Annotated in this window: 17 protein-coding genes and 1 pseudogene; 9 read left to right on the top strand and 9 right to left on the bottom strand. The window is 62.3% G+C overall.

The window, feature by feature from the left end; all coding sequences use genetic code 11:
- The 5 genes and pseudogenes from KGA89_RS22770 to KGA89_RS22750 all read left to right on the top strand — a co-directional run.
- Positions 1–239, top strand: a pseudogene (locus tag KGA89_RS22770) (hypothetical protein); the annotation flags it as partial.
- A gap of 71 nt (positions 240–310) precedes the next feature.
- Positions 311–622 carry a hypothetical protein gene (locus KGA89_RS22765; protein WP_003198174.1) on the top strand — a complete coding sequence of 104 codons (312 nt, stop codon included), beginning with the start codon at positions 311–313 and terminating at the stop codon, positions 620–622.
- The gene (locus KGA89_RS22760) at positions 622–1,482 is read left to right on the top strand and encodes a DUF72 domain-containing protein (protein ID WP_223472608.1); all 861 of its coding nucleotides are present in this window, start codon (positions 622–624) and stop codon (positions 1,480–1,482) included. The genes KGA89_RS22765 and KGA89_RS22760 overlap by 1 nt, the downstream gene beginning before the upstream one ends.
- Positions 1,483–1,515: 33 nt before the next feature.
- Positions 1,516–2,337 carry an oxaloacetate decarboxylase gene (locus KGA89_RS22755; RefSeq protein ID WP_223472607.1) on the top strand — a complete coding sequence of 274 codons (822 nt, stop codon included), beginning with the start codon at positions 1,516–1,518 and terminating at the stop codon, positions 2,335–2,337.
- A 16-nt stretch (positions 2,338–2,353) separates the two neighbouring features.
- Complete coding sequence (locus tag KGA89_RS22750; RefSeq protein ID WP_223472606.1) at positions 2,354–3,052, top strand: extensin family protein; 699 nt, start codon at positions 2,354–2,356, stop codon at positions 3,050–3,052.
- Position 3,053: 1 nt separating this feature from the next.
- Here the strand turns inward: KGA89_RS22750 and KGA89_RS22745 are convergent, their stop codons facing one another.
- Positions 3,054–3,674, bottom strand: coding sequence for an energy transducer TonB (locus tag KGA89_RS22745; RefSeq protein WP_223472605.1), 621 nt, complete (start codon positions 3,672–3,674; stop codon positions 3,054–3,056).
- A 91-nt stretch (positions 3,675–3,765) separates the two neighbouring features.
- Between KGA89_RS22745 and KGA89_RS22740 the strand changes: the two genes are divergently transcribed.
- Positions 3,766–4,548, top strand: a complete 783-nt coding sequence (locus KGA89_RS22740; RefSeq protein ID WP_223472604.1) for a class I SAM-dependent methyltransferase — start codon at positions 3,766–3,768, stop codon at positions 4,546–4,548.
- 259 nt (positions 4,549–4,807) lie between these two features.
- Here KGA89_RS22740 and KGA89_RS22735 read toward each other — a convergent pair whose 3' ends face one another.
- A complete protein-coding gene (locus KGA89_RS22735; RefSeq protein WP_223472603.1) occupies positions 4,808–5,443 on the bottom strand; it encodes a TetR/AcrR family transcriptional regulator in 636 nt (211 codons plus the stop codon).
- 94 nt (positions 5,444–5,537) lie between these two features.
- Here KGA89_RS22735 and KGA89_RS22730 point away from each other — a divergent pair, with 94 nt between their 5' ends.
- Complete coding sequence (locus tag KGA89_RS22730) at positions 5,538–6,638, top strand: efflux RND transporter periplasmic adaptor subunit (protein ID WP_223472602.1); 1,101 nt, start codon at positions 5,538–5,540, stop codon at positions 6,636–6,638.
- A gap of 6 nt (positions 6,639–6,644) precedes the next feature.
- Positions 6,645–9,710 (top strand): efflux RND transporter permease subunit, encoded by a 3,066-nt coding sequence (locus tag KGA89_RS22725; RefSeq protein ID WP_223472601.1) that lies wholly within the window; start codon positions 6,645–6,647, stop codon positions 9,708–9,710.
- Positions 9,711–9,845: 135 nt separating this feature from the next.
- Here the strand turns inward: KGA89_RS22725 and KGA89_RS22720 are convergent, their stop codons facing one another.
- From KGA89_RS22720 to plsB, 4 genes are all read right to left on the bottom strand, one after another.
- Positions 9,846–10,535 (bottom strand): DUF4197 domain-containing protein, encoded by a 690-nt coding sequence (locus tag KGA89_RS22720; RefSeq protein ID WP_223472600.1) that lies wholly within the window; start codon positions 10,533–10,535, stop codon positions 9,846–9,848.
- 33 nt (positions 10,536–10,568) lie between these two features.
- Positions 10,569–10,964, bottom strand: a complete 396-nt coding sequence (locus KGA89_RS22715; protein WP_223472599.1) for a YbaY family lipoprotein — start codon at positions 10,962–10,964, stop codon at positions 10,569–10,571.
- 91 nt (positions 10,965–11,055) lie between these two features.
- Positions 11,056–11,430 (bottom strand): hypothetical protein, encoded by a 375-nt coding sequence (locus KGA89_RS22710; RefSeq protein WP_223472598.1) that lies wholly within the window; start codon positions 11,428–11,430, stop codon positions 11,056–11,058.
- 188 nt (positions 11,431–11,618) lie between these two features.
- A complete protein-coding gene (plsB, locus tag KGA89_RS22705) occupies positions 11,619–14,117 on the bottom strand; it encodes a glycerol-3-phosphate 1-O-acyltransferase PlsB (protein ID WP_223472597.1) in 2,499 nt (832 codons plus the stop codon).
- Between the two features lie 240 nt (positions 14,118–14,357).
- On the opposite strand from plsB, the gene KGA89_RS22700 reads away from it, so the two are divergent.
- Entirely contained in the window at positions 14,358–14,567 is a 210-nt protein-coding gene (locus KGA89_RS22700; protein ID WP_003198198.1) for a cold shock domain-containing protein, read from the top strand.
- 147 nt (positions 14,568–14,714) lie between these two features.
- On the opposite strand, the gene KGA89_RS22695 is transcribed toward KGA89_RS22700, so the two are convergent.
- From KGA89_RS22695 to dapE, 3 genes are all read right to left on the bottom strand, one after another.
- A complete protein-coding gene (locus KGA89_RS22695) occupies positions 14,715–15,092 on the bottom strand; it encodes a hypothetical protein (protein ID WP_072343472.1) in 378 nt (125 codons plus the stop codon).
- Positions 15,093–15,174: 82 nt separating this feature from the next.
- A complete protein-coding gene (locus tag KGA89_RS22690) occupies positions 15,175–15,984 on the bottom strand; it encodes a putative RNA methyltransferase (RefSeq protein ID WP_003198202.1) in 810 nt (269 codons plus the stop codon).
- Complete coding sequence (gene dapE / locus KGA89_RS22685; RefSeq protein WP_223472596.1) at positions 15,984–17,135, bottom strand: succinyl-diaminopimelate desuccinylase; 1,152 nt, start codon at positions 17,133–17,135, stop codon at positions 15,984–15,986. Before dapE ends, KGA89_RS22690 begins: the two co-directional genes overlap by 1 nt.
- Positions 17,136–17,159 lie beyond the last annotated feature (24 nt).

The following is a 17,159-nucleotide window of genomic DNA, read 5'->3' as shown; positions in this document are numbered from 1 at the left end:
GCCGCCGCAGCCTGATCGTTCCCACGCTCTGCGTGGTAATGCATCCCGTGACGCTCTGCGTCACCTTCCAGAAGCGGAACGCGGAGCGTCCCTGGCGGCATTCCCACGCGGAGTGTGAGGAACGATCAAAAGTCATTCCTCTTCTCAAAGTTATTTACGCCCCCAAAAGTCACACCCGATATTGCCAGTCGTCACTTTTTCAGCCCGTTTTTAAACCTTTTGGGCTTTATGTGTTCTAGTTATCACTTGCGCATTTGCGCGGCTGCGAAAGTGCCGCTAAATTGCCATCATTGATACCGAGCATTCTGTTATGCGTATAGACGGCTTTTCATCCCAGTCCTATCCCATCAAGCGCAAGCCTCGTGCAGGCAAAATCGCTGAGCAAGAATCCTTCGATGATGATATCGATGGCGAACTGGAGTTCCCGTCTGAAGAGCAATTGGCCGCCCGTGCCGCCAAAGCCTCCGCGCAACGCCTGAGCAATCTTCCCGCCCGCCAGCAAGACATGCTCTATCACCGTGCAATGAGCCGCAGTGTCGCCACGGCCCTGGCGAGCTACCTGAGCACCGCCGGTTTCGTCGATTGGGATATGGAAGTGCTGGGACTCGATCTCTACATCTGATGGTCTTGCCTTACTACCTGGGCTGCCCTTCCTGGAGCGAAAACGCCTGGCGTGATTATCTTTATCCCCAGGACGCCAAAAGCACCGACTTCCTGAATCTCTATTCCCAAGTGTTCAATGCCGTGGAAGGCAATACGACCTTCTACGCCAGCCCGTCTGCGGCCACGGTCCAGCGCTGGGCCGAAATCATGCCCGAGCACTTTCGCTTCACCGCCAAGTTTCCCGGTGACATCAGCCACAACGGCGACTTGCGCGAGCGCCTGACGGCCACCGAAACCTTCCTGCAACTGCTCAGTCCCTTGGGTGAGCGCGTCTCGCCGTACTGGCTGCAACTGTCCAAGGCCTTCACCCCGAATCGGTTGCCGGAACTGGCGGGGTTCATCGACGCCTTGCGGCGCCCCTTGGCCGTGGAGGTCCGTCACGATGAGTTCTTCGCCAAGGGCGATGCCGAACGGCGCCTCAATCGCCTGTTGCTCGATCGTGGTGTCGAACGCATCTGTCTCGATCCCCGGGCCTTGTTCAGTTGCACCTCGCTTGATCCTGCGGTGCTCCACGCGCAATCGAAAAAGCCCCGCGTGCCGCCCCGGCCTGCGGCGTTCACCCAATGTCCGCAAGTGCGCTTCATCGGCCATCCGTTGCTGGAAGCCAATGAACCGTTCCTGACGCCGTGGGTGGAGAAAATCGCCGGATGGATCGAAGAGGGGCGCACGCCCTATATCTTCCTGCACACCGCCGACAACCTGCTGGCGGCCAAACTCGCGCAACGCTTCCACACTCGCCTGATGAGTCGTTTGCCTGGCTTGCCGGCCCTGCCTGAGCTATATAGAGAGCCCGCCGCCGAGCAACTGGGTTTGCTCTGAGGCCCATTCCTTCTCTGCTCAGGAGCGAACTACATGGATGCGCAAACTCGTCGAGCCCAGGCGTTCAAGGCCTTGCACGAACGTGAAGGGGCTTTTGTCATTCCCAACCCGTGGGATGCCGGTTCCGCCAAGATGCTGGCCAGCCTCGGCTTTGAAACCCTGGCGACCACCAGCGCCGGCCACGCCTTTTCCTTGGGCCGGCCCGATGGCGCGCTGGGCCTGGAGGACACGCTGGCCAATGTGCGGGCGATTGTGGCGGCCACCGACCTGCCCGTGGCTGTAGACCTGGAGAACGGTTTTGCCGATGCCCCCGACGATTGCGCGCGTAACCTGCTCCGTGCGGCGCAGGCCGGTGCGGTGGGTAGTTCGATCGAAGATGCCACGGGGCGCGAAGACAGCCCGATCTATTGCTTCGACCATGCCGTGGCGCGGGTCAAGGCCGCCGCCGACGCGGTGCGCAGCCTGCCGTATCCCTTCCTGCTGACGGCCCGGGCGGAGAACTTCCTGCACGGCAATCCGGACCTGGACGACACCATTCGCCGCTTGAAGGCTTTCGCAGACGCAGGTGCCGACGTGTTGTACGCCCCGGGGCTGAGCAGCGCCGAGCAAGTGCTTGCAGTGGTGCGGGCCGTGGCGCCGAAACCGGTGAATGTGCTGATGTCCGGGGCGCTGGACCTGACTGTCGCGCAGTTGAGCGAGTTGGGCGTCAAGCGCATCAGCGTCGGATCGGCGTTGGCCCTGGCCGCGCTTGGCGAGTTCTTCCGCGCCGCCGAGGAAATCCAGCAGCAGGGCACGTTCACCTTCACGCGCCGCTCGATGCCGTTCAAGCAGGCCAACCAATTATTCAAGGGTTGATGCCCGAGGCAACATCGTGCGGTTTTTGAAAGTTCTTGCAGTCGTGGCACTGCTCGTTGGCGTCGCAGTGCTGGGGGTATGGCGCGGCTGGGTGGCGGTGCCGCCCCAATGGAATCCCTGGGCGCCCCTGGACGTCAATCTTGTGCCGAACCTGCTGACCCGTTTCAAGCTCATGGCCCTGCGCAACGACCCACAGCTGTGCGACCAGGCCCTCGCCACGTCGGGGCTGCGCACCGCTCGCCAGGCTGACAGCGGTGCCAATACCGATTGCCCGCTGACCAACGTACTGAGGGTGCAGGGCGGTGAGGTAGCGCTGAGCAGCAGTTTCCTCGCCAGTTGTCCGCTGGCCGTGGCTTTCGCGCTGTTCGAGCGCCATGGGTTGCAGCCGGCGGCAGCGGCGGTCTATGGGCAGAAAGTGACGCGAGTCGATCACCTCGGCAGTTTCGCCTGTCGCAACATGTACGGTCGTGAGAACGGCTCGCGTAGCCAGCACGCCACTGCCAGTGCGCTGGACATCGCCGGGTTTCGCCTGGCCGATGGGCGCACGGTCAGCGTGCTCAAGGACTGGCCCAAGGACAATGCCGATGCGCGCTTTCTACGTCAGGCCCGCGACGGTGCCTGCGATATGTTCAGTGTGGTCTTGAGCCCGGATTACAACGCGGCGCACCGCAACCATTTTCATCTGGATGTGGGGCCTTGGTGGATCTGTCGCTGATTTAAGCGGCGATGCGCAGGTTCTGCAGCACGATCGGACGTGCCCAGCGGGTGTCGAAGTCCAGTTGTTTCTGCTGCGCCACCAATTCCTCTTCCGGGAAGGGCGGGAACGGCTTGTCCAGCAGGTCGAGTTCGAACTCGGCAATCGGCAGGTGCAGTGGGCGCGGTTGCGGTGCAGGGCCGGGCTCCGGCAGTGGTTGGCCGGCGGTGAGGACGAGTGGGCGAACCCAATTGCTTTCGAAGGTCTGCTGTTTTTGCTGGGCGGCGATTTCTTCCGCTGGGAAAGGCGGGAACGGCTTGTCCAGCAGGTCGAGTTCGAATTCAGCGATGGGCAGGAACAGCGGCTCAGGCGGCTTGACCGGTGTTTCGGTCACTTCGCAGGTGCGCTGGCTGACGATGTGCTCCAGCAGTTCGGCGCCGAGGGTCGGTTCAACCGCTTCATCGAGGGCCACTGGCTGGTAGCTGCCAGGTGCCGGTGCGTTATCACCCAGTTGATCGGCCAGGGCCCGGGCAAAAAAATCCTGCCACAGGTGACTGACGCCGCTCAGCGCTTGGGTGTTACGCAGGCTGTAATCGCCGTAAGGGGAGATAACGCCTATCGATGTGGATTGAATGCCTGACATTTTTCTCGGTCGACGCTCAGCTCTGGCAAAATGCCGTTCACCGTTGTTATCGGCCGTTTTTGCCGATCCTTAATTTTTTGAGCATGTTTCCATGAGTGAGCAACCCGCGGCCTGCCGCATCCATGTCGAGGCCCTGGCCCCGGCCTTCCAACCGCAGGCCGAGCACTGGGCCGAGCGGCTTGGCCTGCCTTTGCAAGTGGACGATGGCGAGTTTGCCTTGCAGATCGGCGAGCAGGGATTGCAGTTGCAGCAACTGGGCCCGGACGCGCCAGGACCGGTGCGGGTGGACTTTGTCGAGGGCGGAGCAGCCCATCGGCGTTTGTACGGTGGCGGCAGCGGCCAGATGATCGCCAAGGCGGTCGGTATCGCCCAAGGTGTGCGTCCGCGGGTGCTGGATGCCACGGCCGGGTTGGGCAAGGATGCGTTTGTGCTGGCCAGCCTGGGCTGCGAAATGAGCCTGATCGAGCGTCAACCGTTGATTGGGGCCCTGCTGGAGGATGGCCTGGCCCGCGCGGCGGAGGATTTCGACGTGGCGCCGATCGTGGCGCGCATGCGTTTGCTCAAGGGCAATTCCATCGAAGTGATGCGCAACTGGGAAGGCGAACCGCCCCAGGTGATCTACCTGGACCCGATGTTTCCCCACCGGGAGAAAACCGCCCTGGTGAAGAAGGAAATGCGCCTGTTCCGCCCTCTGGTGGGCGATGACCCGGACGCCCCGGCGCTGCTCGCTGCGGCCCTGGCCCTGGCGTCCCACCGGGTAGTGGTCAAGCGCCCACGCAAGGCTCCGTGCATCGAAGGGCCGAAGCCGAGTCATGGGCTCGATGGCAAATCCAGTCGCTACGATATCTACCCGAAGAAAGCGCTCAAGGCCTGAGACCGAGGCGCCTGCATCGCGAGCAAGCTCGCTCCCACAGGGGGCGGTGGTGGGCGCAGTTTTTGTGAGTGCTCTCGATCAAACTGTGGGAGCGGGCTTGCTCGCGAAAGCGGTGGGTCAGTCGGTGAAGGTGTTGAATATGCCGCCGCCTTCGCGAGCAGGCTCGCTTGCACATTGGATCTGTGTGTTCATCAAACCCTGTGGGAGCGAGCTTGCTCGCGATGGGGCCCTTCCAGCCAGCGAAAGGCTATCGGTCGAGCTAAGGCCGATAAGCCCGCACAAACAACCCCACCACTTCCTGCACATGGGCCTCGGCCGCAGCAGGTTCCAGTGGCGCGCCGCAGCCATACAACAGGCGGAAGTTCGCCGCGCCCTTGATCAGGCAGAAAAAATGCTCAGCGGCATTGCGCGGTTTGTCGATGCACAGGGCACCGCTCTGGTTGACCTTGGTCAGCAGGCGTTCCATGCCTGAGAGCATCCGCTGCGGGCCGGCTTCGAAGAAAATCGCCGAGAGTTTCGGATCCTGGCTACCCAGGGCCATGATCACCCGATGCAGGTTCACCGATTCCTCGCTGCTGATGAGTTGGTGAAAACCACGGGCGATGTTCAGCAGCACGTGCTCGATCGGAACGCCGTCCTGCCATTCGAAAAACAGCGGCGGCACCTGTTCTTCGCACTTGGCGATCACGGCAGCGGAAAACAACGTCTCCTTGTCGTTGAAGTGACTGTAGACCGTCAGCTTCGAGACCCCCGCCTCGGTAGCGACGGCGTCCATGCTGGTACTGGCGTAACCCATGCTCACGAACAAGCGCTTAGCCGCGTCGAGAATGGCCTGGCGCTTGGCCAAGTCCTTGGGACGGCCGGGGCCGGAAGGGATTGGAGGATTGTTCGACATTTCTTCGCTTTAATACTGGACTGGTGAGTTTGCTATTAATAACATACTCGCCAGTATAATTATTCCAAGCACCATTAGCGAAAGGTCACTCGCCATGTTCCGCTATGCCTTGCCCCTCGCCGTGCCAGTCACCCTGGCTTTTTTATTGTCTGCGTGCGGTCATGACGAGCCGGTCCCGGTCGCCGTGCGCCCGGCCCTGGTGGTGAAACCACAACCTTCAACCCAGGCGATGGACAGTTACCCCGGTGAAGTGCGAGCACGGTTCGAGCCCGACCTGGCCTTTCGCATTGGCGGCAAGGTGAGCCGACGACTGGTCGAAGAGGGCCAGCGGGTCAAGGCCAATCAACCACTGGCCGAACTCGATCCCGAAGATGTGCGCCTGCAACTGGAGGCCTCCCGTGCCCAGGTCGCTGCCGCCGAGGCCAACCTGAATCTGGTGCGCGCCGAGCGTGACCGCTACAAAACCTTGATGGAACGGCAGATGGTCAGCCGCTCCCAGTACGACAATGCCGAAAACCTTTACCGCTCCGGCACCGCGCGGCTCAAGCAGATCAAGGCCGAGTTCGACGTCGCCAACAACCAGGCCAGCTATTCGGTGCTGCGTGCGCCCCAGGATGGCGTGGTTGCGCGGCGTTCGGTGGAGGTCGGGCAGGTGGTGGCGGCCGGTCAAACGGTGTTCACCCTGGCGACCGTCGGCGAGCGTGAAGTGCTGATCAGCCTGCCGGAACAGGGTTTTGGCCGGTTCAAGATCGGCCAGCCGGTTTCGGTCGAACTGTGGAGCCAGCCCGACCAGCGTTTCAGCGGACGTATTCGCGAGCTCTCGCCGGCCGCCGACCCCAAGTCCCGTACCTTCGCCGCCCGTGTGGCCTTCACCGCTGGCAGTGTCCCGGCCGAGCTGGGCCAGAGCGCCCGGGTGTTTATCCAGACTGCCGACAAGGTGCCGCTGTCGGTGCCCTTGTCGGCCCTGACGGCTGAAAATGGCGCGACGTACGTTTGGGTGGTCAACGCCAACAACACCCTGAAAAAAGTCCCGGTGCGGGTCGGCGCCTTCGGCGAAAAGACCGTTCCGGTGCTTGAAGGCCTCAACCCAGATGACTGGGTGGTGGCGGCCGGCGTGCATGTGCTCCTCGACGGCCAGCAGGTGCGGCCGGTGGATCGCTCCAACCGCGTGGTCAACCTGACGGCCAAGGAGTAATCCCCGATGGGTTTCAATCTTTCCGAATGGGCGCTGCGCAACCGCCAGATTGTACTGTTCCTGATGCTGTTGCTGGCGATCGTTGGCGCGCTTTCCTACACCAAGCTCGGCCAGAGCGAAGACCCACCGTTCACCTTCAAGGCCATGGTCATCCGCACCAACTGGCCGGGCGCCACGGCCGAGGAAGTCTCGCGTCAGGTCACTGAGCGCATTGAAAAGAAGCTGATGGAAACCGGCGATTACGAACGGATCGTCTCGTTCTCCCGTCCGGGCGAGTCCCAGGTGACCTTCGTGGCCCGCGACTCCCTGCATTCGGTGCAGATTCCCGAGCTGTGGTACCAGATACGCAAGAAGATCAGTGACATCCGCCACACCTTGCCGCCGGGTATCCAAGGGCCATTTTTCAACGATGAATTCGGCACCACCTTCGGCAACATCTATGCGCTGACCGGTGACGGCTTCGACTACGCCGTGCTCAAGGACTACGCCGATCGCGTCCAGATCCAGCTGCAACGGGTCAAGGACGTGGGCAAGGTCGAGTTGCTCGGTTTGCAGGACGAGAAGATCTGGATCGAGCTGTCGAACGTCAAGCTGGCGACCCTCGGCCTGCCCTTGGCGGCGGTCCAGCAGGCTCTGGAAGAGCAGAACGCCGTATCGACCGCCGGCTTCTTCGAAACCGGCAGCGAGCGATTGCAGCTACGGGTTTCCGGGAATTTTCAGTCCGTGGAAGAGATCCGCAACTTCCCGATCCGGGTTGCCGATCGTACGTTCCGCATCAGCGATCTGGCCGATGTGCGCCGGGGGTTCAACGATCCACCGGCGCCACGCATGCGTTTCATGGGCGAAGACGCCATTGGCCTGGCCGTGGCCATGAAGGAAGGTGGTGACATCCTGGTGTTGGGCAAGGCCCTCGAGGTCGATTTTGCCCGGATCCAGAACACGCTCCCGGCCGGCATGCAATTGCGCAAGGTGTCGGACCAACCGGCGGCGGTGAAGACCGGGGTTGGTGAGTTCGTCCAGGTGCTGGTGGAAGCGCTGACGATTGTGTTGCTGGTGAGCTTCTTCTCCTTGGGGTTGCGCACTGGGATGGTGGTGGCCCTGGCGATCCCGCTGGTGCTGGCAATGACGTTTGCCGCGATGTATTACCTGGGTATCGGCCTGCACAAGATTTCCCTCGGTGCGCTGGTATTGGCACTGGGGCTGCTGGTGGACGACGCGATCATCGCGGTGGAGATGATGGCGATCAAGATGGAGCAGGGCTTCGACCGGATCAAGGCCGCCAGTTTCGCGTGGACCAGCACGGCATTCCCGATGCTCACCGGTACGTTGATCACCGCGGCTGGCTTCCTGCCAATCGCCACTGCGCAATCGGGCACCGGCGAATACACCCGTTCGATTTTCCAGGTCGTGACCCTGGCGCTGCTGGCGTCCTGGGTGGCTGCCGTGGTGTTCGTGCCTTACCTGGGGGAAAAGCTCCTGCCGGACCTGGCGAAAATTCACGCGGCCAAACATGGCACGGCTGACGGCCAGACCGACCCGTACGGCACGCCGTTCTATCAGCGTGTCCGGCGGATGGTGGAGTGGTGCGTGCGTCGTCGCAAAACCGTCATCATCCTGACCGTGCTGTTGTTCGTCGGCTCGGTGGTGTTGTTCCGTTTCGTGCCGCAGCAGTTCTTCCCGGCATCGGGGCGGCTGGAACTGATGGTCGACCTGAAGCTCCAGGAAGGCGCCTCCCTGAGCAACACCGCCGAGCAGGTCAAGCGCCTTGAAGCGCTGCTCAAGGACCACGTGGGCATCGACAATTACGTGGCCTACGTCGGCACCGGTTCGCCGCGTTTCTATCTGCCGCTGGATCAACAATTGCCAGCGTCCAGCTTCGCCCAGTTCGTGGTGCTGGCCAAGACCATCGAAGACCGCGAGCCTTTGCGCAGTTGGTTGATCGCGACCCTGAACGAACAATTCCCGACCCTGCGCTCGCGGGTCACCCGTCTGGAAAACGGCCCTCCAGTCGGCTACCCGGTGCAGTTCCGCGTCACGGGCGAACACATCGAAAAGGTTCGCGCCCTGGCGCGCAAAGTGGCGGAGAAAGTTCGCGAAAACCCTTACGTGACCAATGTGCACCTGGACTGGGAAGAGCCGAGCAAGGTGGTGTACCTGAACGTCGACCAGGACCGCGCCCGAGCCCTGGGCGTGAGCACGGCCAACCTGGCGAGTTTCCTGCGCAGCTCCCTCACTGGCTCCAGCGTCAGTCAGTATCGGGAAGACAACGAGCTGATCGAAATCCTGCTGCGTGGCACGGTGCATGAGCGCACCGAACTGTCGTTGCTGCCGAGCCTGGCGGTGCCGACCGACAACGGCAAGAGCGTTGCCCTGTCGCAGATTGCGACCCTGGAATACGGCTTCGAAGAAGGCGTGATCTGGCACCGCAACCGCTTGCCGAGCGTGACCGTACGGGCCGATATCTACGGCAAGGAACAACCGGCGACCTTGGTGCAGCAGATCTTCCCGACCCTGGACCCGATTCGTGCAGAACTGCCGGACGGATACCTGCTGGAGGTGGGCGGTACGGTAGAGGATTCGGCCCGCGGCCAGAAATCGGTGAACGCCGGGGTGCCGTTGTTCATCGTGGTGGTGCTGACCTTGCTGATGCTGCAACTGCGCAGTTTCTCACGCACCGTCATGGTGTTTCTCACCGCACCGCTGGGGTTGATCGGTGTCACGCTGTTCCTGTTGATGTTCCGCCAGCCGTTTGGTTTCGTCGCCATGCTCGGCACGATCGCGCTGTCGGGGATGATCATGCGCAACTCGGTGATCCTGGTGGACCAGATCGAACAGGACATCAAGGCGGGGCTGTCGCCCTGGCAGGCGATCATCGAAGCGACGGTACGCCGCTTCCGCCCGATTGTGCTCACCGCGCTGGCGGCGGTGCTGGCGATGATCCCGCTGTCACGCAGCCTGTTCTTCGGCCCGATGGCCGTGGCGATAATGGGCGGGTTGATTGTGGCGACGGCGTTGACGCTGTTGTTCCTGCCGGCGTTGTATGCGGCGTGGTTCAGGGTCAAGAAAACCTGAGGCGTTCAGAGGCCAGAACAGATCCAATGTGGGAGCGAGCTTGCTCGCGATAGCGGTGTAACAGTCAACCAAGATGTTGAAGCCAATACCGCCATCGCGAGCAAGCTCGCTCCCACAGTTGTTTCGGATTGAGACTCAGAGCGTACCGAAAACCTTCTTCGCCAAGCTGGTCGCCGCAGCCGCCGGGTTCTGGCGAATGGTGGCTTCCTGCTTGCCGATCATCTCGAACAACCCGTCCAGCGCCTGCTCGGTCACGTAGTTTTCGATGTTGGCGCTCTTGGCGTCCAGCACGCCGAAGGTCGCGGCCTGGCCGGCGAAGGCATTGTATTTCTGCGCCAGGCCGACCTTGTCGGTGGCTTGCTTGACGATGGGCAGGAACTTGGCGCGGATCTGCTCGCGGCTGCTCTTGTTCAGGTATTGCGTGGCGGAGTCTTGGCCGCCGCTGAGAATGCCCTTGGCATCGTCCACGCTCATGTTCTTCACGGCATTGACCAGGATCGGCTGGGCCTGGACCACCGCGGCTTCGGCGGCCTGGTTCATGCTGGTTTCCAGTTGATCGACCTGATCACCCATGCCGAAGGCTTTCATCTTGCTGGCGACTTTGCCGAGCTTGCCTGGCAGTTCGATCTTCACATCCGGGTTGTTGCTGAAGCCGCCGGGTGTGCCCAGTTGCTTGACCGCTACCTGCGCGCCTTGGGTCAAGGCGTCCTTGAGTCCGCCCGTGGCGTCTTTTTGCGACAGGTCGCCCAGGGACAGGGCCATGGCATTGGCGCAGATCAGCAGGCCAGCGCACAGGCCAGTAAAACGGAGGGTTGAGCGAAGCATGATGGCGTCCTTGATGAAAGTTGGAAAAAAGAATCAGCGTGCGGCGTTGACGCGGATCCTCAACGGCTGCGGATCCTTGCCATCGAGTTGCACGGCGTGTTGTTCAGTGGTGATGAACATCAACTGGCCGTCCACTTCGATGCGGGCGCTCACGGCATAACGATGCCCGGGCTTGACCTGGGCCGGATCATAACTGAGGTGGAACGGCAGCGGGACCTGGCCTTTGATCGGGCCGCTCTGCTCATCGAGTACCACCGCAGGGGCGTCGGCCAGGGAAACGTCCTGCAGGCTCACGCTCAAGGTAGCGTTGGGCGGCAGGGCAATGCGTTGCAGATAGAAGACTTCGCCATCGAGGGACGCGGAGGGTGGGGTTGTCGATTGGCAAGCGGCCAGTAGCGTCATGGATGCAAGCAGAGCGAGTTTTTTCATTGGAAGCACCTGGCTCATTGACGCCAGCCACGCGGGCGTCAATGAGCATTTAGCGGATTTGCGTCCAAGCATCCATTCGTAACGTCGCGGTTCAGGAACCGAACGCGGGCGCTTGAACAGTTTCAGCCAGCGATGCTGGCGCCAGGCTCAGCAGGATGTCAACGTGTTGATTGCCGCCATCCCAGGTGAAGGCCTGTTCGGTTTCAAGAAAAAGCGCGGTGTCACCTTCGTACGCTTGTGCCTTGACCGAGAGTTCCTCCCCTACGGGCGTCGTCTTGGGGTCGAGGAGAAAGCGATATTGCCAAGGCTGCTGGGCCACTGGCTCCTTAGGCGCCATGTTGGAACCCTGGCCACCGCTGGCGCTGATCTGAGCGCCGGCAGTATTTTGCACACTGACTTCGGTGCGAGCGGCTTCCGGGAGTTGAAAGCCTTCGGGCAGTTGCAGGGTTAACGTGATGATGTTCATGCTGAATTCCTTTTCAGTACGTCGACATTGACGTGAGCCCATCCTAAAGGTCTGCTCCAAAGTTCTCTGTAGGTCTTTTCTTGGTTTGACGTCGCCTTAGCCGCTGCGCAGCGTCGGAGTAAGCTGGTTGACTGTCCCATCAACTCACCGCAAGCGCTCCATGCTTCTCGGTGAGTGATCGACAACCTTCAACTGTCGGGGCTGATGGCGACCTCTGCGGCATCTTCACTGCGATGCAGCGCCACCTGGCGGATCGACAGGCGAATTTCCGCCGGCAGCACTCGCTTGGCCGCGCCTTCGGCCAGTTCGCCCAGCAGTTCGTGGTAGCTGAGTTTGCCGGCCTCGTCGCGGCGCAGTACGTCGAGGTCGAGCATGGTCTGGATGAAGTGGCGGAACAGGCTCTTGTCGAAGAACTCCGGCGCATTCAGGCCATGCAGGATCGACAGGCGCTGGGCCATGACGGTGCAGAGGTCTTCCAGTTCTTCGGCGCTGATGGTGTTCTGGCCGCTGTTGAGCAGCAGCGAAACAGTCATGTAGAAGCGCTGCAAGGTCTGGGCGATGCTTTTTGACAGCAGGGTCAGCAGCACGAAGTGCCGCGAACTCGGCGCCGGACGCAGGTACAGGTCATTTTCGAAACGCAGCAGGCCCTGTTCGACGAATGCTTCGAGCCACTGGTCGACCACGCCATCCAGTTCTTCCAGCGACCAGCGAATGAACAGCTCCGATTGCAGGTACGGGTACAACGCATGGGTGTAGCGCAGGATCTGCTCGCGGCTCATGCGCGAGCTGCTCTGGAAGAAGCTCGCCAGCAACGCCGGCAGGGCGAAGATGTGCAGGACGTTGTTGCGGTAGTAGGTCATCAGTACCGCGTTCTGCTCATCCAGGTACAGAATCTTGCCCAGGGCATCGCTCTGTTCCGACAGCAGGTCCATGCCTTTTACATGTTCGATCAGCGCCCGGCCATCGCCTTCGGGCAGGGTGGTGTGGGGCGAGTACGGGACCTTGCGCAGCAACGCCAGGTACAGGTCGAGCACCCGGGCCATGGCGCGGTCGTCCAGGGCCAGGCGGCTGGTGGACAGCAGCGCCAGGGCGACGAGGTTGACCGGGTTGATCGCCGCGGCTTCGTTCAGGTGCCGGGCTACGCGCTCGCCGAGGCGGTTGGTGGTCGCGTTGAGCCAGGCCGGTTTGAATTGCGGGCCCAGTTCCTGTTGGCGCCAATCCGGTTGTTCGCCGTCGAGGAATTCCGCCAGCTTGATCGGTTCGCCGAAGTTCACCGCCACCTGGCCGAAGCGTTGCTTGAGGGCGCCGATGACCTTGAAGATGTCGAAGATCGATTCCTTTTTCTTGCTGGCCCCGCGCAGTTCGCCCAGGTAGGTGCGGCCTTCCAGTACGCGCTCATAACCGATGTAGACCGGCACGAACACGATGGGCATGCGCGACGAGCGCAGGAAGCTGCGCAGGGTGATGGCGAGCATGCCGGTCTTGGGTTGCAGCATGCGCCCGGTGCGCGAACGCCCGCCCTCGACGAAGTACTCCACCGGAAAACCTTTGGTGAACAGCGTGTGCAGGTATTCGTTGAACACGGCGGTGTAGAGCGGGTTGCCCTTGAAGGTGCGACGCATGAAAAACGCCCCGCCACGGCGCAGCAGGCCGCCGATCACCGGCATGTTGAGGTTGATGCCGGCGGCGATGTGCGGTGGCGTCAGGCCGTTGCGAAACAGCAGGTACGACAGCAGCAGGTAGTCGATGTGGCTGCGGTGGCACGGCACGTAGATGACTTCGTGGCCTTGGGCGACGTTCTGCACGCCTTCGATGTGGTTGACCTTGATGCCGTCGTAGATCTTGTTCCAGAACCAGCTCAGCACCACTTCCAGGAAACGGATCGCGGTGTAGGTGTAGTCCGAGGCGATCTCGTTGCCGTAGCGCAGGGCCTGGGCCTTGGCTTTCTCGGCGGAGATTTTTTCCCGCTCGGCTTCCTCGGCAATCGCCTGCTTGACCAGCGGCTGGTTCAACAGACCCTTGACCAGGTTGCGTCGGTGGGAAATGTCGGGGCCGATGACCGCTGCTTTCAGATTGCGGAAGTGCACCCGCAGGATCCGCTGGGCCATGCGCACGGTGCGTTCGTGGCCCTTGTCGTGTTCGATCAGCTCGCGCAGGTGGATCGGCGCGGAAAATTGCACGCGGGTCTTGCGCCCCAGAATCATGATGCTCAACACGCGGCGCAGGCGCCCGGTGACGGCCCAACTGTCGGCGAACAACAGCTTCCAGGGGCTGGATTCGCTGTCGGGCGACTGCCCCCAGAACACGCTGACCGGGATGATCTGGGCGTCTTCGGCGGCATTGTGGGTCAAGGCGTTGACCAGCCGAGTCAGGGTGGGCGGCGCACCGCGCTTGTCCTGGCGGCCGATCCAGTCCGGCGCTGGCGTCAGGTAGAAAAACGCCGCCGGTTCCAGCAGGTTGCCCACCGAGACCGGCAGCACCGGACGGGGCAGGCCGGCCTTGGTGCATTCGGTGTCGAGCACCGCCAGGTCGGTGAGCGAAGGATCTTGCAGGACGTAGAACACCGGACGACTGCGGTCGAGGTTGAGGGTGAAGGACGACTGGTTGATCGTCTCTGAGCGAACCCAGAGGTACAACAGTCGGCGCAGGGTGCCAAACACAAGACGGCGGAACGGGGAGCGGGTCATACGGCTTCTGCATGAGTGAATGGGATGGGGCGGGCGCCAGTGTGCCGGATTCGCCGAAAATCGGCAAAAAAGCGCCGAAGTAAAGTCAGTTGAGAGTTTTCTCGTGTGTCATATACTCGGCCAGTGACTGCCACGGCCTCCCTTATGGATGGCCGGAGGGTGGCTAAAGTTCGTACGGCTTTGCCTTTTGCGGTTGGGCGGGAAAAGCCGACTCAAAAAATAAAAATGGGAGTGAGCATCATGGCAGCACGGGAAACCGGCAGTGTGAAGTGGTTCAACGACGCGAAGGGCTACGGCTTCATCCAGCGTGAAGGCGGGGCGGATGTGTTCGTGCACTACCGCGCCATCCGCGGCGAAGGCCACCGTTCACTGACCGAAGGCCAGCAGGTCGAGTACGCGGTCGTGGAAGGGCAGAAGGGCTTGCAGGCTGAGGATGTGGTGGGGTTGTAACCCGCATTCACTGCCTACACAAAAACCATTGTGGGAGCGAGCTTGCTCGCGATAGCGGTGTGTCAGTCACTTCTAATCTGGCTGATCTACCGCTATCGCGAGCAAGCTCGCTCCCACATTGGCTCTTCGGTGGGCTGGAAGTCAGCGTCACGCCGTCTTCCAGGTAATCTCTTCTTCCCCATCGGCGCTGATGCGAATCCAGCGATCCGCCGACTCCTCGCCTTCTTCCTCGACCCATGACCCAGGCGCGCAGCGCACTTCGATATTCAGTGCGGCGAAGGCGGCGCGGGCGCAGGCGATGTCGTCTTCCCACGGGGTCTGGTCACTTTCCAGGTACAGGCTGTTCCATTTGCCCACGGCCTTGGGCAGCCAGGTCACCGGGATGTTGCCGGCCTTGCACTTGTAGGTCTGGCCTTTCTGCACCCAGTCGCTGCACGGGCCCAGGGCCTGGCCGAGCCAGGCGGCGATGGCCTTGTGGTCGACGTCGGCGTCTTTGAGGTAAATCTCGATATCGGGTTGGCGCATGGATGTCCTCGCTGCGGTCTTGAAAAATCCATTCGCGGATTTAACGGGGCCCGAGCGGTTGCCCGGGACCGGAATCAAAAGGTTATTGAAGAACGAAATAATCGTAGCGCATCGACACCGTGACCTGGAACGGCTCGGCCTGCTCGATCACGCTGGCACGGCGTTCGGCACTGGCGCGCCAGCCGTGGGGCGTCATGGCCAGCAGGTTGGCGCGGTCCTGGCCACTGTCGAGGGTCAGCTTGAATTCGAGGGTTTCGCTGTGATCCAGCACCATGCCCGGCGGCACCAGGGCCAGGTGCTTGTCGTCGGTGTACTCGCGCACTTCGTCGTACAGGCGCTCGCGCAACTCCATCAAGTGGCCGGCGGTGGGGCCGACTTTCATCAGGCCGCCGCCGGGGCTGAGCAAGCGCTTGGCCTCCTGCCAGTCCAGCGGGCTGAACACGCTGGCCAGGAACTGGCAGCAGCCGTCCGCCAGCGGCACCCGGGCCATGCTGGCGATCAACCAGGTCAGCTGCGGGTTGCGTTTGCAGGCGCGCTTGACCGCCTCGCGGGAAATGTCCAGGGCATAGCCATCGGCGTTGGGCAACGCTTCGGCGATCTGCGCGGTGTAGTAGCCCTCGCCACAGCCGATGTCCAGCCAGCGCCCGGGCGCGCGTTCGGCGGCCAGTTCCGCCAGGCGCCGGGCGACCGGGGCGTAATGCCCGGCGTTGAGGAAGTCGCGGCGGGCTTCGACCATCGCCTGGTTGTCACCGGGGTCGCGGCTGTTCTTGTGCTGCACCGGCAGCAGGTTCAGGTAACCCTGCCGCGCGCGGTCGAAGCGGTGGCCGGCCGGGCACACCACGCCGTTGTCCACCGCGTTCAGCGGTTCACTGCAGATCGGGCAGGCGAGCATCAGGCGAGCAACTTGATCAGCGTCTTGTAGTAGATCTCGGTCAGCACATCGAGATCGGCGGCCAGCACGCGTTCGTTGACCTGGTGGATGGTCGCGTTGACCGGCCCCAGTTCCACCACTTGCGTGCCCATGGTGGCGATGAAGCGCCCGTCGGACGTGCCGCCGCTGGTGGACGCCTGGGTCTCGCGCCCGGTGACGTCCTTGATGCTCGACGATACGGCGTCGAGCAGCGCACCGGGTTCGGTGAGGAACGGCAGGCCGGACAGCGCCCAGTCGATGTGCCAATCCAGCTGATGCTTGTCGAGAATGTCGGCAACGCGCTGTTGCAGGCCTTCGACGGTGGATTCGGTGGAGAAGCGGAAGTTGAACACCGCCACCAGGTCACCGGGGATCACGTTGGTCGCACCGGTGCCGGAATTGAGGTTGGATATCTGGAAACTGGTCGGCGGGAAGAAGTCGTTGCCGTGGTCCCAATGCTCGGCGGCCAGTTCAGCCAAGGCGGGCGCGGCCAGGTGGATCGGGTTCTTCGCCAGGTGTGGATAAGCCACGTGGCCTTGCTTGCCGCGCACGGTCAACTTCGCGCCGAGGGAACCGCGCCGGCCATTCTTGACCACATCGCCCACCAACGTGGTGCTCGACGGTTCGCCGACGATGCACCAGTCCAGTCGTTCCTGACGGGCCTTGAGACGTTCGACCACGGCTTTGGTGCCGTGGTGGGCCGGGCCTTCTTCATCGCTGGTGATCAGGAAGGTCAGCGAGCCCTTGTGGTCCGGGTAGTCGGAGACGAACCGTTCGGCCGCCACGACCATCGCCGCCAGGCTGCCTTTCATGTCTGCCGCGCCACGGCCGCAGAGCATGCCCTGTTCGTCGATGACCGCATCGAACGGGTCGAGCTGCCAGGCCTGCACCGGACCGGTCGGCACCACGTCGGTGTGCCCGGCGAAGCACAGCACCGGACCGTCATGCTTGCCATGGCTGGCCCAGAAGTTATCCACATCCTCGATACGCATCGGTTCGAGCGTAAAGCCCGCGTTGCCCAGGCGCTGCATCATCAGTTTCTGGCAATCGGCATCCACCGGCGTCACGGACGGACGGCGGATCAGGTCGCAGGCGAGTTGCAGGGTCGGCGAGAGGTCGGCGTGGGCCGTCATGAAAGCTCCGGGAATATAGTGTGA

This window comes from Pseudomonas sp. A-RE-22 (assembly GCF_019956035.1).
GTDB classification, from domain to species: Bacteria; Pseudomonadota; Gammaproteobacteria; order Pseudomonadales; family Pseudomonadaceae; genus Aquipseudomonas; species Aquipseudomonas brassicacearum.
Note: the sequence above shows the minus strand (reverse complement) of the source record. Positions and strands in the feature narration are given on the sequence as shown.